Origin of the sequence: Nocardia sp. NPDC047654 (genome assembly GCF_043205035.1) — a bacterium.
Classification (GTDB): domain Bacteria; phylum Actinomycetota; class Actinomycetes; order Mycobacteriales; family Mycobacteriaceae; genus Nocardia.
On sequence record NZ_JBIDDF010000022.1, the window covers coordinates 60940 to 87656 of the forward strand.

Below are 26717 nucleotides of genomic sequence, written 5' to 3' on the forward strand. Positions count from 1 at the left end.
TCTCCGGATGCGGCCGGACTACGCTGCACTGTTGTGTCGGTAGGACGTGCGTCGAGTCCGGGTTTCCCACCCGCGGCCGCCAGTGATTTCGTCGGGCGCGAACGTGAGCTGGAAAGGATCGGGATGGCGCTGCTGGGCGGGACCCGCCTGGTCACGCTGATCGGCGCCGGCGGCATCGGCAAAACACGGCTGGCGACCGAAGCGGTGCACCGGTTCCACAAGGCGCGCCGTGTTCCGGTGCACTGGGTGCGCTTGGCGCTGCTCTCGCGGAACGCCGACGCGGCGGCGGTCGAGGAACAAGTCGCGCGCTCGCTGATGGACGCCGACTTCTCCGGACGCTCGGCGTGGGAAGCGGTGCTGGACACGCTGCGCCGCCGCGACGCGGTCGGGCGCACCCTGCAGACGATCCTGGTGATGGACAATTGCGAACACGTCCTGGATGGCGCGGGCCGGGTGATCGCCGACCTGCTGGAGGCGGCGCCGGGCCTCACGGTGCTGGCCACCAGCCGCGAGGCGATCGGATGGGTCGACGAGCAGTTGGTACCGGTGCCCGCGCTGTCGCGGAAACAGGCGCTGGCTCTGTTCCGGGCCCGCGCCGGTCTGACCGGGCACGCCGTCGCCGACGACGAGACCGAGCTGGCGGTGGCGATCTGCCGTCACGTGCACAACCATCCGCTCTACATTCGGCTTGCCGCCGCGCGGCTGTTGCGGCAGCCGCTGCCGATGATCCTGCGTGACCTCAGCGGTGAGGCCACCGACCGGCGGCTGCGCTGGTCGCACGGTCCGCGGGTCGGTGCGGAGGCGCGCCACCAAGGCATCCGCGACGTCATAGCCTGGTCCTACGACCTGTGCGGGGACAAAGAGCGGCTGCTGTTCGACCGCCTGTCGGTGTTCGCGGCCGGGTACGACGTGGACCACGACAGCGCGGACGCGGCGGAATCGGACGTCGGCGCCGAATTGGAGGCGATCGAGGCGATCTGCGCCGATGACGAGCCGGACGGCTTGGCCCGCGCCGAGATCGAGGGCCTGCTCGAGCGATTGGCGGACCAATCGCTGGTCTCCGTGCATCTGACCGCGACCACGGTGCGGTATTCGCTTCTGGAGAGCGTTCGCCTGTTCGCCCAGCAGCGCGCGAGCGAACGCGGCGGTGAACCGGCGCGGCTGGCGCGCGGGCACCGCCGCTACTACCGCGACAAGGTCGTCGCCGCCCGAGCCGGATGGTTCGGCCCGGACGAACAGCGGCTGCTGGATTGGGCGCGGGCAGCCTGGGACAACCTGCTGTGCGCGATGGCGGGCAGCCTCGCCACCGCGGAGGAGGCCGCCGTCGGGCTGGAGATCGCCGCCGGGCTGATCGCGCTGCGCTGCCCGTTTCTCACCGGCTCGCTGCGGGAACCGCGCCGCTGGGCCGAGCGCACGCTGGCCGCCAGTCGGGAACTCGACCCGCCGCCGCTGCCGCTGCAGGTCACGACGATGTCGCTGATCGCGTGGATCAGCCTGTGCCAAGGCCTGCACCACGACGCCGAACGCACGCTCGACGAGTGCGTGGCGCTGTGCGCGCCCGACGGCGCCACCCGGGCGGGCTGGCGCGAGCAGCCCGACCGCGACCTCGGTCTGCCCGCCCCGGTCGAGTTCGCCCGAGGTGCCGAGATGATGCTGGTGGACCGCGACGTGCGCGCGATAGCGGTGCTGGCCCGCGCGCGAGAGAAGTTCTCCGTCGACGGCGACCGTGGTGGGGCCGCGATGAGCGAACTGTTCGAAGCGCTGGCCGCGGCGTTGCTCGGTACACCCGCGCAGGCCTTGGAGATCTCCCGGCGGCACCTGGAGCACGCCGAGCGCTCCGGGGCGCGGTGGGCGACGTCCTGGGTCGGCCTGGCCCGGGCTATCGCACTGACCAAACATGGTGACCCGGAGGAAGCGCTCGCCGTGACGCACGCGTCGCTGACCACTCAGCTGGCGATGCGCGACCAATGGGGCGCGGTATGGGCCGTCCACATCCGCGGCTGGGCACTGGCGCGCCTGATCCGCGACACCGACGGCGAACGCTCCGGCACGGTGACGGCTTGGGCGCGCGAAGTCGCGCGCCTGACCGGTGGCGGTGCCACACTGCGGGACAGGATCGGTGTGGACATCGCCAATCTCGGCCCGTTCGCCACCGAAACCGACATCGCCGCCGACACCGCCCGGGCGGTCCTGGGCGAGACCGCCTTCGCGGAGGCGGAGCGCGAGGGTGCGTTGCTGCGGCCGGAAATGGGCGAGGTAGCACAGCTGGCGCTGGGGAAGCTGTCGCTGGACCGGCTACCCGTCGAGCATCCGGTCCGGCGGCACCGTCCTTCGCACTGGGAGGACTTGTCTGCCGCCGAACAAGAGGTGGCCGTGCTGGCGGCGGCGGGCTGGACGAACACCGCCATCGCCGCCCGGCGCGGCAGTTCGTTCAAGACGGTCGACGCCCAGATGGCCGCGATCCTGCAAAAACTGATGATCGCCTCCCGGGAGGACATCCGCGCCCTCGTGCCCGGCGACCGGCAGGCCCAGGTGACCGAGGAGGCCGCGCGCAAACCGCAGCGCGCCCGGCGCTGAGGCGAGCACCGTCTGCACTCGGCCGAGTCGTCCGGTGGTGTCGTCGGCCCCGATGACAGGCGACAGGCCGGGCGACGTCTCTGCGGGGACGCCGCCCGGCCCGCTACCGGCCGGATTCGCCGAGGCGACCGGTGCTCACTCCGCCCGTTTGCGCGCGGTGATCTGAATGCCGGGCTCGCCCGGGATGCGGCGCACCTCGGCGTCGGTGACCGGGAGATCGGCCATCAGGTCGCGACCGTCCTCCAGATCGAGGCCGTACCCGGCGATGTAGGTGCGGAAGAACGGAAGGCAGGCCCGCGCCATCGGCTGCGGCAGTTTCCAGCGGTCGACGAAGGTCCGCGCGTCCTCGAAGGTGCAGCCCCGATCGGCCTCGATCACCAGCAGCAGCCCGCCGGGCCGCAGCACCCGGATCATCTCCGCGAGCCCCTTGCGCTGATCGGGCCAGTGCTTGATCGAACCGGAGCTGATCACCGCGTCGTAGGCGGCGTCGGGGAACGGCAGGTCCGTCGCCGATCCTTCCCGGAACTGGATGCGGCTGCCCAGCGCCGCGCCGCGCTTGCGAGCCCTGCGCACCTGCTGCGGGGAGAGGTCGATGCCGGTCAGCCGCAGCGTGGTCCCGGCGGTGGCCAGTCCGACCGCGAGTTGCCCACCGCCGCAACCGACGTCGAGAACCTGCGCGCCCTCGTCGAGCTGGGCGACGATGTCGTCGAACAGGCTGGGGGTCATCTCCCGCACGGCATCGGAGATGAAGTTGTCGTAGAACCACGAGTCGATCGGGTTGTAGCGCTTGGTCTTGTCCAGCAGGACGGTCATGGCGTGCTCCTAAACGCGGGTGGCGAACTTGATCTTGCGGCCGAGAGTGTGCGGTTGTTGCTGGGCGACGATCGTTTCCTGGACGCGCTCGCGGCTGCTGCGCACGATCTCCATCGCCTCCTTCACCGCGACGTCGATGTCCATCACGGTGGGGATGTCGAGCATCGAGACGATGGATTCCAGGCGCTGTTCCGGGGTGCCGCGTACCGTCACGACCGGCTGCCCGAGCTCGCTGATCGCGTGCAGCAGTTGCCGATCGGAGATGGCGCGGTAGCGCTCGTCGACCGGCCGGTGGCCGTCGGGGTCCATCGGCACCTCGACCGGGAGGTGGAAGAAGATGTCGTAGTTCTGCCGGGCCCGCTGTCGGGCCATATCGCCGTAGGCGTTGAGGTAGCGGCGGTAGAACGGCCGGCCGGGCAGCGTAATGGTGTTCTTGACGGCTTTGTGCCATCGGCTCGATCCGGGGTTGGGACCGGTGACCAGCCGCGTGGTGCCGTAGACCCACTCGTTGAGCACCGAGCCGTCGGCGATGAAACCGCCCTGGGCGTCGAGGATCGCCTCGGCCTGGATGCGAAGTTCGAGCCTGCGGAAGCCGAGCGCCATCAATTCGGTGGTGCTCAAATCCTGGAACCGCATGCCCGGGTAGAGCTCGGTGACCACCTCGCGGGCGGAGGAGGCGTCCACCCGGGGGATGCCGGTCAGCAGGGACAGCGCCGTGGAGGTCGTGGTCTTTCCGGTCGAATATGTTCCGGAGATGACGATGCGTCGATAGTTGTTTCCCGACATGAGAGTGCCTTTCCGATCGTTCGGGGATGCGCGGGTCAGGCGGGCAGCCGGTGCGCGAGGTCGTATCGGATCTCGCAGCCCGCGAAATCCGATGCCCAGCTGGAGATGCGCCAGTCGCCGCCGCCGAAGGCGAGAACCATCGAGCGCACCATGTGCGTGGTCGCGGTGCCGGAGGTGAGCGGCGCCGGGTGAGCGGACGCGCGCGCGGTCATCCGGCGCATCCACAGCGTCTCGCTGTCTTTGCGGGCGATGTTGTCCAGCTCGTAGAGCACGACCTGGGACAGTTGCGCCAGGATCACCGTCGCGTCGACCAGCGTCACCGAAGGCTGGTAGGCGTCGGCAACGCCCTGCCAGGGACCTGCCGAATCCGGTTCCGCCAGAACAAAATCGGCGTGCGCGCGGCTGCCGCCGTCGGAGACGACGACGTTGCGCAGATGCTGCCCGCGGGTGTAGACCCCGCCGTGGAAGTATCCCCGCCCGGTCTCGTTCGCGGTGCGCCGTGTGGCCTGCGGCGGTCGCGGCGGCGCGGGCAGCGCCACGGTGGCCTCCAGGCTCATGCCGCCGCCCAGCGCTCCGGTGATGCTGATCGTGTTCCCTTCCACCGCGACGACCGTCGCGCTGATCGGGAACTCCTCCAGCGATTCCGTCGCGATGGTTCCGCTGCTGAATCGGACGTACGGCACCCAGCACGACCGGATGTCGCTGTCGGTGAGCCCGTAGCACTCGCGCAGGATCACCTCGAGCAGCCGGTAGCCGAAGATCGAGCAGTCGATGCTGCTGACGTGCGGCACCAGCACGCGGGTGCTCTTGCGCGACCAGTCCAGCGGATAGTGCACGCCGGCCGTGGCCGTCAGCCGCGGCCGGTCCTGCGCGTCGCGGTCGAGGACGATGTCGGAGATGCGGTGGGTGATCCTCTTGTACCCCTCGCCGAAGAACCGCCCGTCCCGGTGGCCCAGCACGGTGTCGATATCGGCGTAGGCGATCAGCTCGGTGGACATGTGAGTTCCTTTCATGCCGCGGCCTGCGCGTCGGCGGGCTCGGCGAACTGGCTGACCACCTTGGCGCCGATGCCGCGCAAGGACAGGCCCCGGCTGAGTTCGAGTGCGGAGATCTTGACGTCGAGCTCTTTCTCGGTGCGGGCCCCGAATTCCATCGCCATGAGCGAGTCCATGCCGAGGTCGGTGACCGGCTCATCGATGTTGACGGCGTCGGTGTCCACGCCGAGCACCACCGCGAGTTGATCGGCGAGGCGCTGGGCGACGAAGTCGGCGCGCTGTTCGGTGGGCAGCGTGAGGATCTCGGCACGCAGGGTGCCGCCTGCCTCGCCGCCGACTCCGATGTCGGCGAGCAACTGGCCGAAGCGCCGGGTGTCGGTAGACGGCCGCGCCACCCGCGACCACACCGTCCAGTCGATATCGGCCACCGCGACCTGAGCGCTGTCGAGTGCCAGGCATTCGCGCAGCAGGGCGGTGGCGCGGTCCATGTCGATGGGCAGGAAGCCGATCGACTTCACGTAGTCCGCCAGTGCCTCGGTCTTGTCGGCCATGCCGCCGCCGCTCATGAAGCCCCAGTTCACCGCCAGCGCCGCGGCGCCGCGGGCACGCCGGTCGGCCGCGAGCGCGTCCAAGGCGGCGTTGGCGGCGGCGTAGCCGACCTGCGGGGTGATGCAGCCCAGCGCGCTGATCGAGGAGTACAGCACGAACATGTCCAATTCGATCCCCGCGGCCTCGACCGCCCGGTCCAGATGCTGGGCGCCACGCACTTTGGCGAACAGCTCGTCGAGCGACTCAGGCGTGATCTGCGGGATGGGCAAGTTGTTCACCACCCCCGCGGCGTGGAAGATCCCGCGCAGCGGTGCGACCGACCGGATACGGTCCACCAGCGCTGCCGTGGCGGCGTAGTCGGCGATGTCCACTCGTTCCTCGATCACCGCCACGCCCGCCGCGGTGAATGCCGCGACCTGGTCCCTGGCCTGTGGCGTGGACGCGCCGCTGCGGCCGACCAGCACGAGTTTCCGTGCGCCCTCGGCGACCAGCCAGCGGGCGGTGGCCAGGCCGAAGCCACCGAAACCGCCGGTCACCAGATAGCAGCCGTCCGGGTCGATGCGCGGGTGGGCGAGCTCGGGGCGCACCATCGGCTGTTCTTCGCGCAGGTCCAGCACAACCCGGCCGATCTGGTCGGAGCGTGCGACGGACTCGAAAGCCGCGGCCAGCTCCGACACCGGATAAGCCGTATAGGGGAGGTACTGGTATGTGCCCGAGCGCAGTGCCGCATGGCTCGCCCGCATCGGCGTGCGCAGCAGTTCCGGGTCGTGGGCGAGCGCGCGGTCCATGTCGACGGAGAAGAAGGTGAGGTTGCGGTCGAAGGGGCCGAGATCGATGACGCCGCCGGTGTAGATGTCGGCCTTACCGATATCGACCACACGACCGAATTCGGCGGCGACCCGGAAGTTCTGCCGCAGGATCTCGCCGGGAGCCGAACTGTAGACGACGTCGACGCCGCGTCCGCCGGTCAGATCGGCGATCTCGTCGACGAAGTCGGCCGATCGCGAGTTCAGCACGTGCTGCACGCCGAGCAGGCGCACCTGCGCACGCCGCTCTGGCGTACCCGCCGTCGCGATCACCGTCGCTCCGATGTCCAGCGCGACCTGCACCGCGGCCATGCCCATGCCGCCCGCCGCGCCGTGCACGAGCACCGTCTCACCCGGCCGCAGGCGCGCCAGTGTCCGCAGCCCGAATTCGGCGGTGAGGAACGGCAATCCGGATCCGCAGGTGAGCGGGTCGTAGTCCTCTCCGGGCAGCAGCTGGTGCGGTAGCGTGGCGCCCGCGTCGACGGGCATGGTCACGTACTTGCGGAAGATGTCCCTGGCGCACACCATCATCCGGTCGCCGACCGCGACGTCGGTGACGCCGGGCCCGACGCGCTCGACGACGCCGGAGCCCTCCATCCCGACCGTCGTGCCGAAATAGGTTCCCGCGAGTTCCTTTTCGGTGAGCACGCCGATGACCTTCATCGCGTCCTTGTAGTTGAGTCCGGCCGTCTCCATCCGGACCTCGATCTCGCCCGGACCGGGCGCGACCCGGTCGACTCGGCGCAACGCCAGGTCGGACAACAGCCGGGACTTCGGAATCTCCACCACGAAAGAGGCTTCCGGATCCGACAGCGGGACGGCGCGGTTGCGCTCGTCGAGATGGGTGCCGAAATTCCGGTCCAGCCGCACCGCCCAGTGGTCGTCTCCCCGCACGCCGATCTCGTCGAGCGCGTCCTCGGCGAGAACGAGATCGGTCGGCGGCGCCGCGGCCTGTGCTCCCGCGTCCACCAGCCGCCACGCCGCGGCGGGCTGTTCGTTGAGCAGGGCGCGCCGCGCGCCCACCAGCGCGCCGTGCGACACCTGGACGGCGGTGTCGGCGGGAGTGCACAGCGCGTTCTCGGTGACCACGACGCTGTGGACACGGACCTGGGGCGCGTCGGCGAGCAGATGCTCGATGGCATTCGCCACGCGCGCGAGCCAGTAGACGTTGCGCGCCCCGTCGAGCGCCGTGCCGAACACATTGACCACCCGGATCCGTTCGGCGATCGGGTCACCGTCGGGTGAGCGCAACGCCAGCCGCAGGCGCTCGTCGTTGTCGTCGGCGTCCGCGTCGGCGAGCACGACGGTGACATCGGTCCGGTCGCCCAGCAGTGCGGCCGCGCGGCCGGCCGCGTCGGCGCCGACGCAGACGGCGACCACGGTTTCCTGCTCCGCGCGACGCTCACCCGCCGGTGCCTCGACGATCTCCCAGATGGGCTGGTAGAACACTCGTTCCAGCTGGTGGGTGACATCGACCGGCGCGCTGACCGGGCGGAATTCGACGCCCAGCAGCCGCATCGCGACCTCGCCGTGCTCGCCGACGATGGCGATGTCGGCGCGCAGCGGGTCCGCGCCGCGGCGGGTCACCACGACCCGCGGCCGCTCCGGCAGCGCGCCGAGCAGGCGCACCCCGGCGATGGCGGCGGGCACGATCGCCATGTCGGCATCCGAGTCCGCGGCCAGCGTGGCGACGCATTGCAGCGCGGCGTCGACCACCGCCGGGTGAGCCAGGTGCCGGATCGGCGTGGCCTGCTCGACCGGCGCGAGCGAGGCGACCACCGCGTCCGCACCGACGACGGCCGAGACGATGCGCTGGAAGGCAGGCCCGTAGTCCAGCCCGCGAGCCGCCAGCCCGCGATAGAGCTCCGCCCCCGCGACCGCGGCGGCATGCTCAGGGGCGTCGACGTCCACGGCGGCGGCGGCGAAGTCGGCTTCGATGAGCCTGCCGTGGGCGTTGAGCGTCCAGGTGGTGGCGGTGGCCGAGCGCGAATGGATCCGGAAACGTTTGGTCGATTCCTCGACGCTCACCCGCAGTACCGGGACGTCGTGCTCGTCGATCACCAGCGGCGCGACGAATTCCACCGATTCGAGGCCGGCGCTCGTGCGGCCGGTGCGCTCGACGGCGGCGCTGAGCGCGGCATCGAGGTAGGCCGCGCCGGGCAGCACCACATAACCGTCCACGACATGGTCGCGCAGCCAGGGCAGCCGCGAGACCGACAGCTGCACCTCCCATTCCGAGTTCGCCGCCGTCGTGGGATCACCGAGCAGCGCGTAGCTTTCCGGCGTGCCGAGACGATCCAGCAGGGTGACCGGCTCGTCGTGCCACACCCGTTTGCGCTGCCACGGGTAGGCGGGCAGATCCAGGTGCTCGACGATCGAGTCCGGCCGGCCGGGTACGGCCGAACCGTCCAGCGAGCCCGCGACATACAGATCCGCGACAGCGCGCAGCACGTTGTTGCGGTCGCGCAGGTCGCGCGAGAGCGTGGTCACCGCCGCGCCGATCACTCCGCGATGGATCAGCATCTCGCGGATGTTGCCGCTGAGCACCGGGTGCGGGCCGACCTCGAGAAAGACCCGGTGGCCCGCGTCGACCAGTGCGCCGATGGCGTCGGCGAACCGGACCGGCTCCCGGACGTTGCGGCACCAGTAGTCCGCGTCCCATCCCGTGCCCGCGATCTCGGCGGCGGTCACGGTGGAGTACGTGGTCAGTTTCGCGTCCCGCGGCGTGAGCTGGCCGAGCGCGCCGCGCAGATCGTCGAGGATCGGGTCCATCAGATGGCTGTGGTAGGGCACCTCGACCCGCAGGCTGCGCGCGAACGTGCCGGTGGCCGACAGGGTGTCGCGCAGCAGTTCCAGGTCCTGGCTGTCGCCTGCGAGGGTGACCGCGCCGGGGCTGTTCACCGCGGCGATCGAGATGCTGTCGGTGCGGGCGAGCAACTCCCGTGCCTCGCGTTCGGACATGCCGAGAGCCAGCATGCCTCCGGTGCCCGCGGTGGTCGCCTGCAGCCGGGCGCGGTGGTAGCTGACTGTGAGCGCGTCGCGCAGCGAGAGCGCGCCGGAGACGTACGCGGCGGTGACCTCCCCGACGCTGTGCCCGACCACCACCGCGGGATACACGCCGTACTCGGCCAGTTCGGCGGTCAGCGCGGCCTGCAGCACGAAGTTGGCAGGCTGCGCGAACGCGGTGCGCACGATCCGCGAGTCGGCCTCGTCGGCGAGCATCTCGTCCAGGATCGACCAGCCCGCGATCGAGACGAACTCACGGTCGATCTCCCTGGCCACCTTCGCGAACGTGCTGTCGGTGGTGAGCAGCTCACGCCCCATGCCCCACCACTGCGGGCCCATCCCGCTGAAGACGAAGACGGGCTCCACCTCGCCGTCACCGATGACCCGCGAGGGCGCCCGGCCCTCGCCCGCGGCGAAAGCACGCAACTGGGCGCGCAGATCGTCGGCGTCGTCGTAGGCGAAGCCGACCCGCAGGGGGTGGTGGGCGCGCCGGGTCCAGGCGGCCGCGGTGACCGCGTCGGCGGGATGATGGTCGAGCGCGTGCGCGAGGTCGCCTGCGAGCGTGCGCACCGCGGTCTCGTGGCGGCCGGAGATCGGCAGTACCTTCGGCACCGGGCGTTCGTCGTCGGCCCGCGCGGCCCGCGGCGGCGCTTCGGAGAGGATGACGTGGGCGTTGGTGCCGCCGTAGCCGAAGCCGTTGACCGCGACCACGCCCTTGCCCGGCTGCGCGGGCAGCGGTTCGGGCAGCAGCGGGACCCGTAGTCGGAGCTCGTCGAACTCGATCTCCGGATTCGGTGTGGTCAGGTCGAATTGGGGCGCGACCGTGCGGTGGTGCAGGGTGAGCGCGGCCTTGATCAGGCTCGCGACCCCGGCGGCTGCCTCGGTGTGCCCGAAGTTGTTCTTCACCGAACCGACCGGCACCGGCTCGGCGCGGCCGTCCACCGCGCCGTACACCGCGCCCAGCGCCGACATCTCGAGCGGATCGCCGACCGCGGTGCCGGTGCCGTGCGCCTCGAGGTAGCTCACCTCGTGCGCGGCGACCCCGGCGTCGTCGCGCACCTGACGGGCCAGCTGTTCCTGCGCAACGGGATTCGGCACCGGGATGGCCATGGTGCGGCCGTCCTGGTTCACACCCGTCGCACGGATGACGGCGTAGACGCGGTCGTTGTCGCGCTGCGCCACGTCGAGCGGCTTGAGCAGCACCGCGCCCGCGCCCTCCGCGCGGCCGTATCCGTCGGCGGCGGCGTCGAAGGTCTTGCAGCGCCCGTCGACCGAGAGGAACCGGCCCTTGCACATCGAGATGAACGTCTCGGGCTGCAGCATCGCGTTCGCGCCGCCGGCCAGCGCGATCTCGCATTCGCCGTTGGCGATCGCCTGCACCGCGAGATGCGTGGCGACCAGTGACGACGAGCATGCGGTGTCGACGGTCAGGCTCGGGCCGTGCAGGTCGAGCAGATAGGAGATGCGGTTGGACAGCAAGGTGTGCGAGGCGCTCATCGCGGTGTGGCTGGTGATCGCCGAGCGGACCAGCGGACCGCTGCGTCCGAGCACGTTGTCGAGGATGAATCCGCCGACGTAGACGCCGACGCGGTGGCCGGAGACCCGGCCCGCCATGCCCGCGTCGTCGAGCGCCTCCCAGGTCACCTCGAGCAGCAGCCGCTGCTGCGGGTCGAGGATGGCGGCTTCCTTCTGGGCGATGCCGAAGAAGTCGGCGTCGAAATCCCACAGCGGCTGGGTGAGAAATCCGCCGCGCCGGGTGTACATACGCCCCGGGGCGTCCGGATCCGGGTCGTAGTACTTTTCGATACTCCAGCGATCCGGCGGGATATCGACGATCCCGTCACCTTTGTCGAGCAGGAAATTCCAATAACTCTCCGGGTCGAATACACCGCCTGGAAACCGGCAGCCGATACCCACTATTGCAATGTCGACCATTATTTCTCCTGGCCTGAAATGCGGGTCCATGCTGAGCCCCCCGACCGCAGCAGCACAAATATCTGATGAGCTTCTTCGCTCGAATGGTCATGCTATTGCGCGGGCCGCTCGAGCGTCAATTGTTCTGCGTTACAGCTTTTTCAATTTACGTAACGTCGCCACCAGTGGCGCGTTGGAAAGCATCCCGTGCGTGAGACGCGGATGAATTGCGCTGAGATTCATCAGCACGGCGTAGCGCAGACCGTGGTCGCGCCAGTCCGCGAGCTGCTCGACGATCTCGTCCGGCGTACCGGCCAGGCAGAATTCCCGCACCAGCGAAGCCGGGACCTTCTCGATGTAGTCCAGCACGGTGCGCTCGTCGAGCGTCTGCGGCAGGTAGTCCTGCAGGCCGGTGAAGTCCTCGCCCAGCGGGTGGGTGGCGCCGTGCCTGGTCCACATCTGGCCGGGGGCGCACAGGGTCAGCGCCCGCGCGCCGACACTCTCGACCAGAGCGTCCACCTCCGCGGGACGGGCCGCGGTGAGCACGCTGAACACGGCGGCGGGCGCGACCGTCAACGGGTCGCGGCCCGCGTCGGAGGCCGCGGCGCGGACCTGCTCGAGACGGTGCCGGTACTCGTGCGGGCGTTGCGCGAAGCCCGGGAACCACACGTCGGCGTAGCGACCGGCGGCCCGCAGCATGCGCGGGCCGCCCGCGGCCACCCAGATCTCCGGACGGGTGCCCCGGTAGGGCGGGACATCGAAGACCGCGTTCCGCAAAGGGAAGTGCGGCGAGTCCCTGGTCACCAGGCTGCCGTCGGAATCCCACAGCGCCCTGATGGTGGCCAGCGCCTCCTCGAACCGTCCGACCGGAGCGGTCCAGTCGACGCCGTAGGGCTCGTTGTTGTCCCGGATGCCGGTGCCGATGCCGAGAATGGCCCGGCCGCGGCTCAACTGGTGCAGGGTGGCCGCGGCCTGGGCGGTCACCGCGGGATTGCGCCGGCCCGCGTCGGTGACGCCCACGCCGAGCCGCAGGCGGGCCAAGCGGTTCTGCGCGGCGAGATAGCCCAGCGCCGTCCACGGTTCGTAGATCCCGTCGGCGTGCGGTGCGAGCCGGGTGATGCCGACGTGCCGCGGTTTCCAGATCGAGGCGGGCAGGATCGAGGGCAGGTGGTCGGTCACCCAGAGCGAGTCCGCTCCGCCCGCCATCGCCACCGAGCGGCTGCCGCGAAATTGCAGGTCGGGCGCGAACCGGGTGTAGACGCCGGAATCCATCACACCTGTGCGGAATTTCGCCATGTTGTTCCTATCGCACTATTTGGGTACTGGTTCGAGAGCGGCGCTGGTCTCGGGAATTTCGATCCTTCGGTGCCAATGGGCGAGCCGGGACGGCGCCCACCAGTTGGCGGCGCCGAGTAGGCGCATCAAGGCGGGGGCGAGCACGCCGCGGATCAACGTCGCGTCGCTGAGCACGGCCAGGGTCAGGCCGAGGCCGAACAGCTGGATGAACGACACGTGCGAGGTCACCATGCCCGCGAAGGCGATCGCCATCAGGCAGGCGGCGGCGGTGAAGATGCGTGCGGTGCGGGCGACGCCGGTCGCCACGGCGCCGGTGTTGTCACCGGAGGACAGCCATTCCTCGCGAATCCGGGACAACAGGAACACCTCGTAGTCCATCGAGACGCCGAAGGCGATGCAGAACATCAGGATCGGCATCGTGGGCACCAGATAGCCGGTCGAGGTGAAACCGAGCAGGTCCGACAGGTGCCCTTCCTGGAATATCCAGACCATGGCGCCGAAGGTCGCCGCGAGCGAAAGCGTGTTGAGCAGTAGCGCTTTGATCGGCAGCAGCACGCTGCCGGTGAAGAAGAACAGCACCACTACGGTCGACAGCGCGATCACGAAGACGGCCAAGGGGACTTTCGCTCCGAGCGCGTCGAGCGTGTCGACGTTTTCGGCCGCCGCGCCGCCGACCATCGCTTGGCTCGGCGGGGGGACCGCGCGCACCTGGTCGAGCTGATCGATCGCGGCGGGGGAGTACGGGTCGAGCCGGGTGCCCACGCGCACATAGGTGCCCGCGTCGTCGCGCATGCCGGGTGGCGCGGAGGCGACTTTCAGTCCGCCGGCATAGACGCCCGCCGCGGACAGCACGGTCGAGACGTTCTCGACCCGTGACAAATGTTCGGCGTAGGCGGCGATTTCGCTGTCGCCGCCCCGGTATCCGGGCATGGCCACGAGCACGCCGGCCATCGCGTTCTCTCGGAAGCCGGTGCGCAAGGCGTCACCCACCGCATGGCTGGACGCCCCGGCGACGACCCGGTCGTCGGCGGCGCCGAACCGGATGGACAGGAACGGCGACCCGAGCACCAGCAGCAGCGCGATCACGGCCAGTGCGGCCACGACGGGATGGCGCATGACCAGCCGCACCGCGCGGTACCACCGGGTCTCGGTGATCTCGACGGATGCGGGCCGCGGCCGGTGGAATCGGCGGCGCGAGAGGGCTCGCAGGTCGAACGCGTCGACACGGGGACCGAGCAGCGCGAGCGCCGCGGGCACCAACAGCAGCGTGGTGAACACGGCCGCCCCGAGCACGGCCAGCCCCGCGTACGCCAGCGACCTGAGGAAATACAGCGGGAAGACCAGCAGTGTCGACAGCGACAGCGCGATCACCACACCGGAGAACAAGACGGTGCGCCCCGCCGTGTGTGCGGTGCGCGACACCGCGGAGGCGGTGTCGCGTCCAGCGGCGAGTTCCTCGCGGAACCTGCTGACCATGAACAGGCTCGAGTCGATCGCGACCGCGAAACCCAATGCGCTCATCATGTTCAGCGCGAAGATCGACACGTCGCCGACCTCGGTGAGCAACCGCAGGATCGGCAGCGTGGCGAATATGTTGAACACGCCGACCGCCAGCGGGATCAGCGCGGCCGTCACGCTGCCGAAGACCAGGATCAAGGCGAGCCCGGTCAGCGGTATCGCGATCGCCTCGGTGATCAGCAGGTCGGTGACGATCCGATGGCTCATCTCGTCGAAGGCCACCGCCTGGCCGCCCGCACGCACGGTGACGCCGTCGAAGTCGCCGCTCACCCGGCCTGCGATCGCGCCCGCCCGTTTCGGCGCGTCGGTGTCGTCGCCGGTGACATGGGCCAGGACCAGACCGTCGCGGCCATCGCTGCCGCGCAGGCCCTGCCGCAGATCCGGGGGAAGTTCCCAATAGGACTGGACCGCGTCGATCTCGTCGCGGCCACGCAGATCCGCGGTCAGCCGCTCACCGACCGCCCGCGCCGCGGGGCTGTCGAGCCCGTCCGGCGCGGTGACCAGCAGTACGAGATTCGGCGCGGCGGCGGGGAATTCGCGGCCGAGGAACGCCGCGACCTCGGCGGACTCGGTGTCGGACGGAACGTAACCACCGGACTTCAGGTGGGCAGGCGCCGACCAGCCCAGCCCGACGCAGACGATCCCGATGAGCAGCGCGCCGTAGAGGATGGATCGCGGCCGCCGGATCGCCAGGCGTGCGAGACCAACAAGCATGATGAAAGACCTCTTCTCGAACTCCGGCCGTGGCGAATGCGTATGCGATCGGTGCTATTCGATGGCGCCGGGATCGATGTAGCCGGCCAGCGCACGCCACTCCTTGGCATTGCGGTGGGCGAGCTCGGCGACCGCCGGAATGCAATGCGGCGGGACCGTGGCCACCAGGGCGGTCCACACCTCGCGCTGCATCGAGTGGGTGTGCAGCCAGCGCAGCAGGTCACGGCCCTGCTGGCTGTGCCGCATGGCCGGGTCGCGGGTGAGTTGCTGCAGCAGCAGCGCGCTGCCCTCGGGCTGGTCGGCGGCGCTGTCGTGCTCGGGTGATCCGGTCTCGCGCAAGCGTTTGCGGATCGCGTGCGCTGTGCTGATGGACACTTCCGCCGCGGCGGCCAGCGCGCGCAGCGGCATGTCCGGGGAGGCCGCCAGCAGCTCGGCGACGCGGCGCCTGCGCTGCGCGCGGTCCAACGGCCTGCGCCTGCCGTCGGCGCCGACGCGGATGTTCGACTGCGGAATTTCCGCACTCGAACGCTGCCGGAGCGTGGCCACCGTGCGCGCGGACAGCCCCGTGGTGGACGCGATGGCCCGGTCGGACAATTCCGGCATCGTCTCGATGATCCGCTCGGCCGCCGCTTTGCGGTCCGAGAGCGTCAACGGCAGCCCGTGCGTCGTATTCAGTTCGACGCCGCGCAGAAAAGCCTCGGCCGCCGTCCCGTCGAAGAACACGACTTCGATGTCTTCGCGGCCGAGCCATTGCGCGGCCCGCAGCCGGTGCATTCCATCGATGACGCGCATCGTGCTGCGATGCACCACAATCGGCGGCAATTCGGTGTCGCTCTCGGCCAGTCGTGCGATATGCCTGCGGTCCTCGCCGTTCGACCGCGGCGAGTCCGCGGGCAACAGTTCATCGATGGATACGAGATAGCGCGCGTTCGACGCCAGCGGCACCACATCGCCGCTCACCAATTTAAACTCAGCGGACATTTCGAAACCCCCAGGGTCGCCCGGATTCAGATCGGTCCTCGATGACCCGATGGTCCATCCGGAACCCGGCTAGGCTTCGACCGACCGATCGGTCACAGCGTAGGTGCGCCCGGTGCGCGACACTAGGCTTTCCGGAAAGAGTCGGGAGAATTCGAAAGCATGACAGTCATTGCCGACCCCGGTCGCACGGCTCTGCTCATCGCGGGCACCGTGGTGGCGGAACGCGAGGGGCTGCACCGGCTTTCGATCAACGCGGTGGTCGAGGAAGCCGGGATGGCCAAGGGCACCTTCTACCATCACTTCGTCAATCGCCGCAGTTACGTCATCGCGTTGCACCGCCGTTTCTTCGACGCGCTGTCGCAGTCGGTGGCCGCGGCGCTGGCCGGGATTCCGCCGGGGATCGAACGGATCGGCCCCAGCCTGGACGCGTTCCTGGATGCCTGCCTCGACGCCCGCGGCACCGAGGCGTTCATGGTCCAAGCGCGCACGGATCCGGATCTGCGCGAGGAGATCCGCCGCCGCCACGAACTGTTCATCGCGGTCGGGCGGCCGGACATGGTCGCCGCGGGGTGGCCGGACCCCGATGCCGCCTCCCGGATGAAGGTCGCCATGGTCGGTGAGATCTGCCTCGCCGAGTTGACCTCCCGGCGTGCCCGTCCGGATCTGCGGATCGCGGCCGTGCGGATGCTGACCGCCAATCGCACCGGATCGCTTGCCGGGGAACCGCCCGAGGGCGATGCGACCTGAGCTGACCGGCACGAAAGTGCCTCGGACAGAATATTGTTCGTGTCTCACAGGTGCTGGTCGGCTGCCGCAGCCGACACGTTGCTGTGGTTGCGGCTACGCGGCGGCCATCTCCCGGGCGATGGCGGCCGCGAAGGCGTCCACATCGGCCTCGGTGGTGTCGAAGGAGCACATCCAGCGGACCTCGCCGGTGCGCTCCTCCCAGACGTGGAAGCGGAACCGTTTCCGCAGCCGATCGGTGACCTCGCGGGGCAGTACGGCGAAGACGGCGTTGGCCTGGACCGGCCGTACGATCTCGACGCCGGGCACCCGGGCGACGGCCGTGGCCAGCCGGGCCGCCATCGCGTTGGCGTGCCCGGCGTTGCGCAGCCACAGGTCGCCCTCCAGCAGCGCGACGAACTGCGCCGACACGTACCGCATCTTGGAGGCCAGCTGCAGCGCGGCCTTGCGCAGGTACGCCGTGCCGCGCACCGCGTCCGGGTTGAGCACCACGATCGCCTCGCCGAGCATCAGGCCGTTCTTGGTGCCGCCGAACGACAGCACGTCCACACCGGCGTCGGTGGTGAACGCGCGTGGCGGCAGGCCGAGCGCGGCGGCGGCGTTGGCCAGCCGGGCGCCGTCCACGTGCAGCAGCATGCCGCGCTCGCGGGCCTGCGCGCCGATCGCCGCGATCTCGCCGGGTGTATAGAGGGTGCCGAGCTCGGTGCTCTGGGTGATGGAGACGACCTTGGGCTGAGCGTGGTGCTGGTCGCCGAAGCCCCACGCGTACCGGTCGAGCAGTTCCGGTGTCAGCTTGCCGTCCGGGGTGGGCACCGGGATCAGCTTCAGCCCGGCCACCTTCTCGGGTGCGCCGCACTCGTCCAGGTGGATGTGCGCGGAGTCCGGGCACACCACCGCGCTCCACCGGTCGCACATCGCCTGCAGCCCGACGACGTTGGCGCCGCTGCCGTTGAAGACCGGGTAGACCTCGGCGCGCTCGCCGAAATGATCCTTGATCAGCTCGCGCAGCCGCGCGGTGTGGACGTCCGCGCCGTAGGCCGGCTGGTGGCCCACGTTGGCGGCGGCCAGCGCCGCCATGATGTCCGGGTGCACGGAGGCGTTGTTGTCGCTGGCGAAAAAGATCGAGTCGCTCACTGGTCCTCTTCGGCCAGCAGTGGGAAGGCGCCGTTCTCGTCGTGGACCTCGCGGCCGGTGAGGGGCGGGTTGAACACGCATACCGCGCGGAACTCGGTGTGGGCGCGCAGGGTGTGATGCTGGTGTGCGTCGACCAGGTACATCACGCCCGGCTCGAGCTGGTGCCTTGCACCGGTCTCGTCGTCGACCACTTCGCCGCGCCCCTCGATGACGTAGACGGCCTCGATGTGGTTGGCGTACCACATCTCGAGCTCGGCGCCCGCGCGCACCACGGTGTCGTTCACGGAGAAGCCGACCTTCTCCTCGGCGAGCACCAGGCGACGGCTGGTCCACGCGGGGCCCTTCACCTCGCGCTCGGTGCCGATGATCTCTTTCAGTGAACGGACGATCATGAAGTACGTTTCCTCTCGTTTCTGCACGGCGACGTGCATCGGGCACCGCGGTCATCACCCTTTCCCGCGACGGGCGTGTACTCGCGATCATCCCGATCATGGCTGCCGTGCAAGCTCGGCGACAGTGGCAGAAGCGCCCCCTATCGTTAAGATCGCGCCATGAAGGTCGTGGCTCGCGACGGCCGCCACCGTCTCGGTGTCGGACATCGACCGGCCCTGGTCAGGGCACCAGGACAACCTTTCCGGTGGCGTGATCGCTCTCCATGTACCGGTGGGCCGAAACGATGTCGGCCAGGCCGAAGACACGGTCGAGGTTGGGTCGATAGGCGCCGGCCTCGACCGCGCGGACGATCCGCCGCAGCACCGGCGTACCCGCGCTGCCCTGCACCGTATTGCTGTGGAAGGCCGTGAGTTTGGTTCCGGACGGGATCATCGCTACCGGTTCGAAGTCCTGAATCGACCACCCGCTGAGCGAGCCCGCCACACACACGGTCCCGCCGCGGCGCACCAGGCGCAGCGAGTCCACCACCGTGCTCGCCCCGACGAGATCCAATACATGGTCAGGACCCTCGGGCCAGATCGCGCGGACACTCGCCGCCGGCGCGCCACCCTCGTCGAGGAGTGGGTGGTGGACGCCGGCCGCAGCCAAGGCGTCGATCTTGCCCGGCTGCCGTGTCGTGGCGGCGATCTCGATACCGTGGCTGGACGCGATCGACGCGGCCGCCATCCCCACCGACGAGGTCCCGCCACGAATCAGCAACCGCCCCCGGGCACCCGGCACGACCCCCAACGCGTCCAGCGACCCCTGCGCGGTCAGATATGTCTCGGGCAGCGCGGCCAACACCTCCCAGGGCAACGCGGTGGTGACCGGCATCAGTAGTGCGTTGGGCAACAGCGCGTATTCGGCGTAACCGCCGTCGAACTCCCGGCCCATCTCACCCATCACCGCCGCGACGGTCGTGCCCTCCGGCAGCCCGGGATCGGTCGAGGCCGCCACGATTCCGACGCATTCGATCCCGAGCACGCGGGGGAACCGCACGTTCGGAGAGTGACCTTGCCGGGTTCTCAATTCCGACCGGTTCAAGCCGGCGCCCTTCACCTGCACCAGGCTCCAGCCCTCCCGGACCTCCGGTACCGGCAGCTCTCGAATCTCCAGCACCTCCGGGCCACCCGCTCCGACACAGACCGCCGCTCGCATCGTCGTAGACATATGTCCACTGTCTCCGGGAGGTGGACCGGCCTGCCACCGATAGAATGCCGAGTTGTGCCCGTTGCCCGCCAACCTCCCCGGCCCGGCGCGACATCGCGGATATGGCCGTCCGGAGGCGTTCACACCTGGCCGTCGGGAGGAACGAGTGCGGTGCATTCCCATCCCCGCGGGCATCTCGTCTACGCGGCGCGTGGTGTCTTGTCGGTGCACACCGAGCGCGGCACATCGATCGTTCCGGCCAATCGAGTCGCATGGACCCCTGCGGGATTCACGCATTACCATCGCGCGCACGGGCACACCGATATGCGGATCGTCTTTCTCCCGGCATCCCTGGCCCGCCTCGTACCAACCCATCCAGCCGTGTTCACGGCCTCCGGCCTCGTCCGCGAAATCCTCCTCACCCTCACGGGTTCGCGCGATGGCGACCGGGTCGCCGGCGACCACCAGCGCGCCGCGCGCGCTCGCCTTCGCCGGGTCCTCGTCGACGAACTCCGCGAAGCGCACGAGCAGCCACTGATCCTGCCGCAACCGCAGGACGACCGGTTGCAGGCCGTCGCGCGGATACTGCACCGAAACCCCGCGGACAACACGACGCTGGCCGAACTCGGGCGAACGATCGGAGCCGGCGCTCGCACGCTCAGCCGTCTGTTCCACGACGAACTCGGCATGACCTTCTACGAGTGGCGCACCCAGCTGCGCGTCTATCACGCACTCGTCCTGCTCGCCGACGGCCACGACACCACCTACGTCGCACACGCCTGCGGGTGGGCGAATCCCAGCAGCTTCATCGCGGCCTTCACCGGCATCATCGGCACAACACCCGGCCGCTACCGGGCTGCGCATCCGGCGAAGTAGCGCATGAATCGACTGACGGCGCGGTGATCCTGCTGTCCCTGATCGGGCTGGTGACCGGCCGCCGCGGCGCATTGCGCTGACTTCCGGCGAACCCGGGGTAGCCGCCACATGGTCGACGGCGACCCCGTGTCGCCGACCGCTCCGCAGTGGGTTACGGCAGCTCGTGATCGAAGTCGAAGTGGAGCTGGATGGTGGTGCCGTGCCGGCCGGTGTGTATGCGCACGAGGTCGGTGAGCTGGTTGACCAGCAGCAGACCGCGGCCGCCCGGCCGATAGGTTTGTGCGGGCAGGCGGCCCGCGAGTGGATTGGTGATGTGTCCCTTGTCGCTGATCTGGAAGCACAGGCGGTTGTCGTCGGCCCACATCCGCAGCGTGCCGTTCCCGCCGCCGTGGACGACGGAGTTGGTGGTGGTCTCCGCGACGACCAGTTCGAGATCGATCAGACGGTGCTCGGGTATGCCCGCTTTGCGGGCGTGCTCAGTGGCGACGTGCCGGAGGTGCGCCAGGGATGTCGCGTCGAAGACGATGGTGGTGGCGGTAGGGGGTGCGGAGGGGAGCGGTTCGTTGTAGAGGTCGACGATGTGGTCGGGGTCGTAGTCGTCGCTGGTTCGCCGGCCCGTGTGGTCGATGAGGACGGGATGGGTGACGTGCGCGTCGGCCAGGACCTCCGGCGACAGACGTGCGGTGTCATAGGGACACAGGATGCTGACTTCGCGCCCGGTGAACGCCGCGTTGATCAGCGCCTCGTGCTGAGCGCACGCTGGATACTCCAGCGACGAGCGGCCGGCCCAGATGGGTTCGCCGATGATTCGCACGCGTCCGGACCGATGCCGGTCGGCGAAGGCACGGAGCACTCCAGGGATGATGCGGCCGGGGTTGCGGCCCTCGACGGTCATGTCCATCAGGTGTACCGAGCTCGCGTCGGAGCCCAGCTCGGCACGCAGGAGGGCCAGGTTCGGCCCGGGTACCGCGACAGCGACCGGTTCATTGTTCGCGAGCCCCTCGCGAATGAATCCGAGGGTCCCCGCCAGGTATTCCTCTGTGTCGCGATAGAACAGCGCGGGATGCACAAAGGGATCGGTCGACTCCGAAGTGGCCGACGCAGCGCCGACAGAGCTCATGTGTGCACTACCTCGATCGTGTGTAGGGAGGGCCAGAACACTCCGAGGATCCGAAGCATCATCGGCGGAGGCCGATGCAACACGATTCGTGGCGCCTGCGGTGAGTGGGAGGCGGCTTCCACCAGAATCGACGTCCCGTGGACATCGATGAACGTCAGCTCGGAAAGGTCCAAGTGGGCGTCGCGCTGCGCGGCGGTCAGTTCGGCCAGCGCCGAGCGCCAAGCATCCCGGGTGGTGAAATCTACCGCTCCTACGCACCGTAGACCGGAAGGACTGCTGGTCCGAGACGTGCGGAGGGTCGAAGGATCGGAGATCGCCGCACTACGGGGAGGCGTGGCCGACGGTGCGGGCTCCACTGCTCACCGACCTTCCACTGGCCAACACGAGACGACGCCGGGGATCTTACGCCCCCGCCGAGCGAGCACCTCCACACAGCCCGCTGGTGCCGTGGTCCGGCGACGTCTTCGCGATCCTGCGTGACCACGGCCTATGCGACGTCCGTCGCGGCTCGTCGGGGCTCTGACACATCGGGGTCTCCCGCTCGGCCTCTGTGCTCGATGTCACTGCGGCTGGGGAGCGGCCCATCGGCCTGCTGTGACGGGGAAGAGCCCGAATAATGCGGTTTGCCGGGCACTTTCGGCTTCCGGCTCGCGCACTGCGGCCGCCCGGGTCGAAATCAGCTGTCGGCGGACGTTTCCCGCGCCGTCTGGGTGCTATTCGGTCAAGGACTGGATCGGCACCCCGACGAGGGGTGCGACCAGACAGCTCGAGGAGGATCTTGTGACCGAGAAAAGCCATCGTTCCGCCGAGACCGGCGAATATGTGAGCGAGGAGACCGCAGCGGAGAACCCGAAGACCACGCTCGGCGAGGACGAGCCGCACCAGGGTGACAACCGTCGCGACCGCTCGGCGATCACCGGGCACTTCGTCAAGCCCGACACCAGCCGTCGCCACCCGGACACCACCGTCACCGAAAACGGGTGACACCCGGACGCCCCCGGCTCCTGCGCCGGCGCTGCCGGCCCAGGACACCCACGTCGACGACAACAGCGACAAGACCGGCTTGTGGAATCTGCTCGGCCTCGGCAGCCCGGCGGGCCTGGCGCGCCGCAAGGACACTCGCACGGCCCCTACCGCCGGAACTCATCCTCGTCAGCCCTGACGCGGTAGCGCTGGACTCAGGGCCCCTGTCCGCCGACAGGGGCCCGCTCACCGTTTGCCGCGGCCACCGAGCGCCATGCGTCGGGATTCCAGTCCATCGATCGACTCGGCGCCATGCCTGAACAGCTGGCGCAGGGCGCCGCGGTACGCGATGACCGACGTCGGCTGCCAGTGACGTCGGTCTTCGAGCGCTGATCATGGACGCGGGGGTAGTTCGCCGCGGTGGGTGAGGTACTCGGCGATATCGGCCAGTTTGGTATTGGTGTGTTGGCTGGCGCGCACGAGTAGGGCGAAGGCTTGATCGGCGGTCAGTTTGTGGCGCTCCATCAGGATGCCCTTGGCTTGTCCGATCAGATCGCGCGTGTCGATCGCCCGCGCGAGCTGGGTCACCTGCTGGGCGGAGGCCAGTGCCACGGCGGCATGGGCGGCGAACAGGGAGCCGACTCGCTCGGATTCGGTGTCGAAGGCCGCGGGGGCCGGCGAGTAGAGATTGAGGGCACCGAGGTCGTTGCCGGTGACATAGAGCTGGAAAGACAGGATGCTGCCGATGCCGAGTTCGGCGGCCCGGGCGGCGAAACGTGGCCACCGCGGCTCGTCGGTCGTATCGGGCAGCACCACGATGCGCTCGTGGTAGAGCGCGTCCAGGCACGGCCCTTGCCGCAGGTCGATCTGCGCTCGGTCGACTCGGTGGATCAGGTCGGCGGTGGCAGCCGGCGTACGCATCGTCTCGCGGTTGTCGCTGACCAGGACTCCGGCGTAGGTGGCGCCGGGCACCGTCTGCACGGCGGTATCGACGATGCCGCGCAACGTGTCCTCGAGATCGTCTTGTTCCTGCAGGTAACGTGCCAGATCGCCCAGGCGCGCGGCCAGATCGCCCTCCGCTGCGGAGGAACCGGTCGGTGTGTTGTCGGCGTCGCTGAGGCGCACATCCGTCATCGTCTGCCCGTCTTTCCGAGAAAGCTCCCGAGATGGCAGGTGCCGTCCGGGAGCGCCGGCCTCGCCCTGGTTCCGAAGGACAGTGCACACCACCCTACGCGCGAACCGGTGGCGTGGTAGCAACAACGTCATCAACCCGACGTGCGTGCGCCGGGAGTGGGCGACACGCCGCCGCGCCATATCGACCCGTGGATGCGCCGGGCGCTGCGACGGCATCGAACCTCGGCGCGAGAAACCTGGCTATACCCGCGCGCGGTCGGTGAAGGCCAGCGCTCCGCCGAGACCGGTCAACGCGACTCCGGCGAGAGAATCGACGGCGATCTGCGCCCGACGGCGCTGGAACAGAGCGTGCAAGCGCGTCGTCGTGACGACGAACAGCAGCCACCAAGCGCCACCGATGGCTATGTCGAGTGCACCGAGCAGCAGTACTTGGGGCGTTACCGGACGCGCGGGGGCCAGGAACTGTGGCAACACCGCGACGAAGAAGAGCGCGGCTTTGGGATTCAACACATTGGCTGTGAACGCTCGAGCCAACACCTGTGCGCCCGGCGCTGCTGCCGGTGACGACACCCCGGCGGCCCGCTCGGCAGCGCAGCCGCGCCATCCGCGATAGCCGTCCCGCAACGCACGCACACCCAGAACGATGAGATAAGCCGCTCCAGCGAGTTTCACCACGGTGAACGCCTCGGCACTGGTCGACAAGATGGCCGACACACCGACCGCGGCAGCCGCCATGTGCACGATCAAGCCGCATTGAACTCCTGCCGCCGCGTGCATACCCGCAACCCGTGAGCGAGAAGCGTGGCGCAGAACCACGAACCAATCCGGGCCGGGAATCACATAGGCCAGCAGCACCGCCGCCGCAAAACCCCCCACAAGCTGAGCGTCCATCCGAAAACTCCGGTTTCTCGACGGCAACCTCTCCAGCCCAGGAAAGGTGACCTCGTCGCGTAGTAGCTGCGCCGGGCAACGTCGGGTGGGTTACCCACAGCGACGACCCCAATCCCGGAAGGCTCGCGATTTCTGCCCATAGATCCGGTGTCAGCCAGCGCTTCGAGTCGCGGGCTCGATCAGCTGCGCGAGCGCGTCACCGACCCGTTCCAGCGTCGCCGGTTCCTTCTCCGCGCGGGCGAGCAGGATCGCGCCTTCGAGCGCCGCGACGACGAGCGCTCCCATGTCGTCGTCGCCCAGCCGTTCGCCGAGGATCACGCGCCATCGGTCGAAAGCGACGTTCGCGGCGGATATCGCGGGTGCTGTCGAGGTGGCACCGTCGACGACGGCGGCGGCGACCGGACAACCGAAGTCGTTACCCTTCAGGCGCATCGCGCTCGCGTACGCGCGAAACAGGGCCTGAACGGAATCGGCCGCGTCGCCGGAGCCGAAAGCCGCTAGTTGCCCGCTCACATCCGCACCGTTGCGGTCGACGACCGCGACGACGAGTTCGTCCTTGCCGCCCGGGAAATGATGGGAGAACACGCCTTTGGTGACTTGTGCGCCCGCGCAGATCTCACCGACTCCGACCCCCGCCACACCCCGGCGGCGGAACAGGCCCGTGGCCACCCGGATGAGCCGATCACGGGTGCCGTTGCGGCGCCGGTCGCTCACAGCGCGAGGGTGGCTCGACCCGAGACCCCGGCGGCGGTCACGAACTTCGCCTTGGTCGCCCTGCTGACATCGCGTGGCCGCGCGGCGATTTCGCGAGCCAGCTCGAGCGCCGCCTCGAGCGCTCCGGCCTCGGGCGCCACGCGATTGACCAGCCCGACGCGCAAGGCTTCGTCGAGTTCGACACGCCGGCCGGTCAGGCACAGCTCGCGGGCCAGCGCACCACCGACGAGGTCACGCAGCGGCTCGTAGAGCGGCACGGCGAAGGCGACCTCGGGACGAGCGAACCACACCCCCGGCTGCGCGATGCGCAGGTCGCACATCGTCGCGAGATCGAAGCCGCCGGCGAGCGCGGGCCCGTTCAACGCCGCGATGAGCGGGACGGGACACCGCAACAGGGTGTGGTGGAACCGGTCGCTGGACGCCCACAATTCGACACCGAAGTCCGGATCTTCCGCGGCCCGTCGGAACTCGGCCATATCGAAGCCCGCGCAGAACACCGAACCGGCGCCCGAGAGGACCAGCGCGCCCACATCGTCACGGCCGGAGAGGCGATCCACCGCATCACTGACCGCGACACGCAGCGACGAGGAGAGCGCGTTGCGCGCGTCGGGGCGGTCCAGCCCCAACCTCCACACGCCTCCGCCGAGGTCCGCCACGACAAGGTGCTCATGGGTCATGCGCGATAAGGTAGCACGATCGTACGAGTATCCCGGTATGGAAGACGCAGTCAACGATGATCGAATGCGGACGCCGCTGACGTTCACGGTCGGGCACGACTACCCCGCGCCGTATCCGGTGAATTCATGCGCCGTCACCGTGGCCATGCGGCCACCCATCGCCTTCACCGCCGAGCGAAAGCTGGGCCTGCCACTGGGCGGTAACGGCATCGACCAGACGATCGAACCGTCTCCGGCGTCGATCGAGTGCACGGTGGTGCCGTCGGTCGGGATGAGGTCGCTTGCGTCGATGATGCCGTCGTAGCGTGACGTGGTCGGAAACGGCGTCGGCTGCTGCCGGATTCGTTGTCCGTCGGTGAGATCGAGGCCGGCCAGTTCGGTTCGTCGAGCGATCGGACGATCACGGTGTCATCCACTACGCCAGGACTCGTGCCGAACATCCTGGGCCGGTACGGATCGCACACCACCGCGTGGGGGATGCGGTTGCCGTCGGCATCCTCGGTGCTGCTCTATTTCGCGAAGAAGTAGCTGGATCCGGGCCTCGTCGACCGACATGTCGAGTGCGACAAGGCCTTCGCGAAACCTCTACTGCGACAGTAGCGGACGAAACGGGCACGGGCGTGGGGTGGCGCGGGCCGGTACTCTGGACTCAGAGTAGCTGCGAAGAGCGTTAAGTTATTGGCAATTTCCCGGATCGTACCCGTGATGTACTCGCAGTTGTGTACCGTATGTTATCGCAGGTTCGCTCCGCTTCTGCGGAGTGGGCCGGGGTCGACATGACCCCGCAGAAGGACTCCGTTGTCCGCGTGCGGATGCATCCGCCCGAGACGCGGACGACGTCGAGGATTGGGTGTGGCCGAATGCGTGTATCTGCTCCGATAACGGTCTCGGCTTTGGTTGTTGCTGGTGTGGTGGTGAGTGGTTCGGG

Annotated in this window: 21 protein-coding genes; 5 read left to right on the plus strand and 16 right to left on the minus strand. The window is 69.2% G+C overall.

Annotated elements, in window-relative coordinates; translation table 11 throughout:
- The first annotated feature begins 33 nt into the window (after positions 1-33).
- Positions 34-2577, plus strand: coding sequence for an AAA family ATPase (locus tag ACGF7Y_RS33605; protein ID WP_393241086.1), 2544 nt, complete (start codon positions 34-36; stop codon positions 2575-2577).
- A 135-nt stretch (positions 2578-2712) separates the two neighbouring features.
- Here ACGF7Y_RS33605 and ACGF7Y_RS33610 read toward each other — a convergent pair whose 3' ends face one another.
- From ACGF7Y_RS33610 to ACGF7Y_RS33640, 7 genes are all read right to left on the minus strand, one after another.
- Entirely contained in the window at positions 2713-3390 is a 678-nt protein-coding gene (locus ACGF7Y_RS33610) for a class I SAM-dependent methyltransferase (protein ID WP_393241089.1), read from the minus strand.
- Positions 3391-3399: 9 nt separating this feature from the next.
- Positions 3400-4176 (minus strand): ATP-binding protein, encoded by a 777-nt coding sequence (locus ACGF7Y_RS33615; RefSeq protein ID WP_040871970.1) that lies wholly within the window; start codon positions 4174-4176, stop codon positions 3400-3402.
- 35 nt (positions 4177-4211) lie between these two features.
- Complete coding sequence (locus tag ACGF7Y_RS33620) at positions 4212-5174, minus strand: AvrD family protein (RefSeq protein ID WP_393241092.1); 963 nt, start codon at positions 5172-5174, stop codon at positions 4212-4214.
- Positions 5175-5185: 11 nt separating this feature from the next.
- Positions 5186-11467, minus strand: coding sequence for an SDR family NAD(P)-dependent oxidoreductase (locus tag ACGF7Y_RS33625; protein WP_393241095.1), 6282 nt, complete (start codon positions 11465-11467; stop codon positions 5186-5188).
- Positions 11468-11596: 129 nt separating this feature from the next.
- The gene (locus ACGF7Y_RS33630; RefSeq protein ID WP_393241098.1) at positions 11597-12742 is read right to left on the minus strand and encodes an LLM class flavin-dependent oxidoreductase; all 1146 of its coding nucleotides are present in this window, start codon (positions 12740-12742) and stop codon (positions 11597-11599) included.
- 15 nt (positions 12743-12757) lie between these two features.
- Positions 12758-14974 (minus strand): MMPL family transporter, encoded by a 2217-nt coding sequence (locus ACGF7Y_RS33635; protein WP_393241101.1) that lies wholly within the window; start codon positions 14972-14974, stop codon positions 12758-12760.
- A 54-nt stretch (positions 14975-15028) separates the two neighbouring features.
- Entirely contained in the window at positions 15029-15955 is a 927-nt protein-coding gene (locus tag ACGF7Y_RS33640) for a ParB/RepB/Spo0J family partition protein (RefSeq protein WP_393241104.1), read from the minus strand.
- Between the two features lie 159 nt (positions 15956-16114).
- Here ACGF7Y_RS33640 and ACGF7Y_RS33645 point away from each other — a divergent pair, with 159 nt between their 5' ends.
- Entirely contained in the window at positions 16115-16702 is a 588-nt protein-coding gene (locus ACGF7Y_RS33645; protein ID WP_040871975.1) for a TetR/AcrR family transcriptional regulator, read from the plus strand.
- A gap of 93 nt (positions 16703-16795) precedes the next feature.
- On the opposite strand, the gene ACGF7Y_RS33650 is transcribed toward ACGF7Y_RS33645, so the two are convergent.
- From ACGF7Y_RS33650 to ACGF7Y_RS33660, 3 genes are all read right to left on the minus strand, one after another.
- Entirely contained in the window at positions 16796-17833 is a 1038-nt protein-coding gene (locus tag ACGF7Y_RS33650) for a threonine aldolase family protein (protein WP_393241107.1), read from the minus strand.
- Entirely contained in the window at positions 17830-18225 is a 396-nt protein-coding gene (locus tag ACGF7Y_RS33655) for an ectoine synthase (protein ID WP_393241110.1), read from the minus strand. The genes ACGF7Y_RS33650 and ACGF7Y_RS33655 overlap by 4 nt, the downstream gene beginning before the upstream one ends.
- 220 nt (positions 18226-18445) lie before the next feature.
- Positions 18446-19435 carry a zinc-binding dehydrogenase gene (locus ACGF7Y_RS33660; RefSeq protein WP_393241113.1) on the minus strand — a complete coding sequence of 330 codons (990 nt, stop codon included), beginning with the start codon at positions 19433-19435 and terminating at the stop codon, positions 18446-18448.
- A gap of 150 nt (positions 19436-19585) precedes the next feature.
- Here ACGF7Y_RS33660 and ACGF7Y_RS33665 point away from each other — a divergent pair, with 150 nt between their 5' ends.
- The gene (locus ACGF7Y_RS33665; protein WP_393241116.1) at positions 19586-20290 is read left to right on the plus strand and encodes an AraC family transcriptional regulator; all 705 of its coding nucleotides are present in this window, start codon (positions 19586-19588) and stop codon (positions 20288-20290) included.
- A 151-nt stretch (positions 20291-20441) separates the two neighbouring features.
- On the opposite strand, the gene ACGF7Y_RS33670 is transcribed toward ACGF7Y_RS33665, so the two are convergent.
- Entirely contained in the window at positions 20442-21410 is a 969-nt protein-coding gene (locus ACGF7Y_RS33670; RefSeq protein WP_393241119.1) for an anti-sigma factor RsbA family regulatory protein, read from the minus strand.
- The gene (locus ACGF7Y_RS33675) at positions 21407-21766 is read right to left on the minus strand and encodes an STAS domain-containing protein (protein WP_393241122.1); all 360 of its coding nucleotides are present in this window, start codon (positions 21764-21766) and stop codon (positions 21407-21409) included. The genes ACGF7Y_RS33670 and ACGF7Y_RS33675 overlap by 4 nt, the downstream gene beginning before the upstream one ends.
- 424 nt (positions 21767-22190) lie before the next feature.
- On the opposite strand from ACGF7Y_RS33675, the gene ACGF7Y_RS33680 reads away from it, so the two are divergent.
- Positions 22191-22394, plus strand: coding sequence for a hypothetical protein (locus ACGF7Y_RS33680; protein WP_393241125.1), 204 nt, complete (start codon positions 22191-22193; stop codon positions 22392-22394).
- A 372-nt stretch (positions 22395-22766) separates the two neighbouring features.
- Here the strand turns inward: ACGF7Y_RS33680 and ACGF7Y_RS33685 are convergent, their stop codons facing one another.
- The 4 genes from ACGF7Y_RS33685 to ACGF7Y_RS33700 all read right to left on the minus strand — a co-directional run bounded on the left by ACGF7Y_RS33685 (position 22767) and on the right by ACGF7Y_RS33700 (position 25789).
- Positions 22767-23507: a GAF and ANTAR domain-containing protein gene (locus ACGF7Y_RS33685; RefSeq protein ID WP_393241128.1), complete on the minus strand. Its 741-nt coding sequence runs from the start codon at positions 23505-23507 to the stop codon at positions 22767-22769.
- A 240-nt stretch (positions 23508-23747) separates the two neighbouring features.
- Positions 23748-24383 carry a LysE family translocator gene (locus tag ACGF7Y_RS33690; RefSeq protein ID WP_393241131.1) on the minus strand — a complete coding sequence of 212 codons (636 nt, stop codon included), beginning with the start codon at positions 24381-24383 and terminating at the stop codon, positions 23748-23750.
- Positions 24384-24548: 165 nt separating this feature from the next.
- Positions 24549-25112 (minus strand): TetR/AcrR family transcriptional regulator, encoded by a 564-nt coding sequence (locus ACGF7Y_RS33695; protein ID WP_393241134.1) that lies wholly within the window; start codon positions 25110-25112, stop codon positions 24549-24551.
- On the minus strand, positions 25109-25789 hold the full coding sequence (locus tag ACGF7Y_RS33700; RefSeq protein WP_393241137.1) for an enoyl-CoA hydratase/isomerase family protein: 681 nt from the start codon (positions 25787-25789) through the stop codon (positions 25109-25111). The genes ACGF7Y_RS33695 and ACGF7Y_RS33700 overlap by 4 nt, the downstream gene beginning before the upstream one ends.
- Positions 25790-25826: 37 nt before the next feature.
- On the opposite strand from ACGF7Y_RS33700, the gene ACGF7Y_RS33705 reads away from it, so the two are divergent.
- Complete coding sequence (locus tag ACGF7Y_RS33705; protein WP_393241140.1) at positions 25827-26093, plus strand: hypothetical protein; 267 nt, start codon at positions 25827-25829, stop codon at positions 26091-26093.
- Positions 26094-26717: the final 624 nt, after the last annotated feature.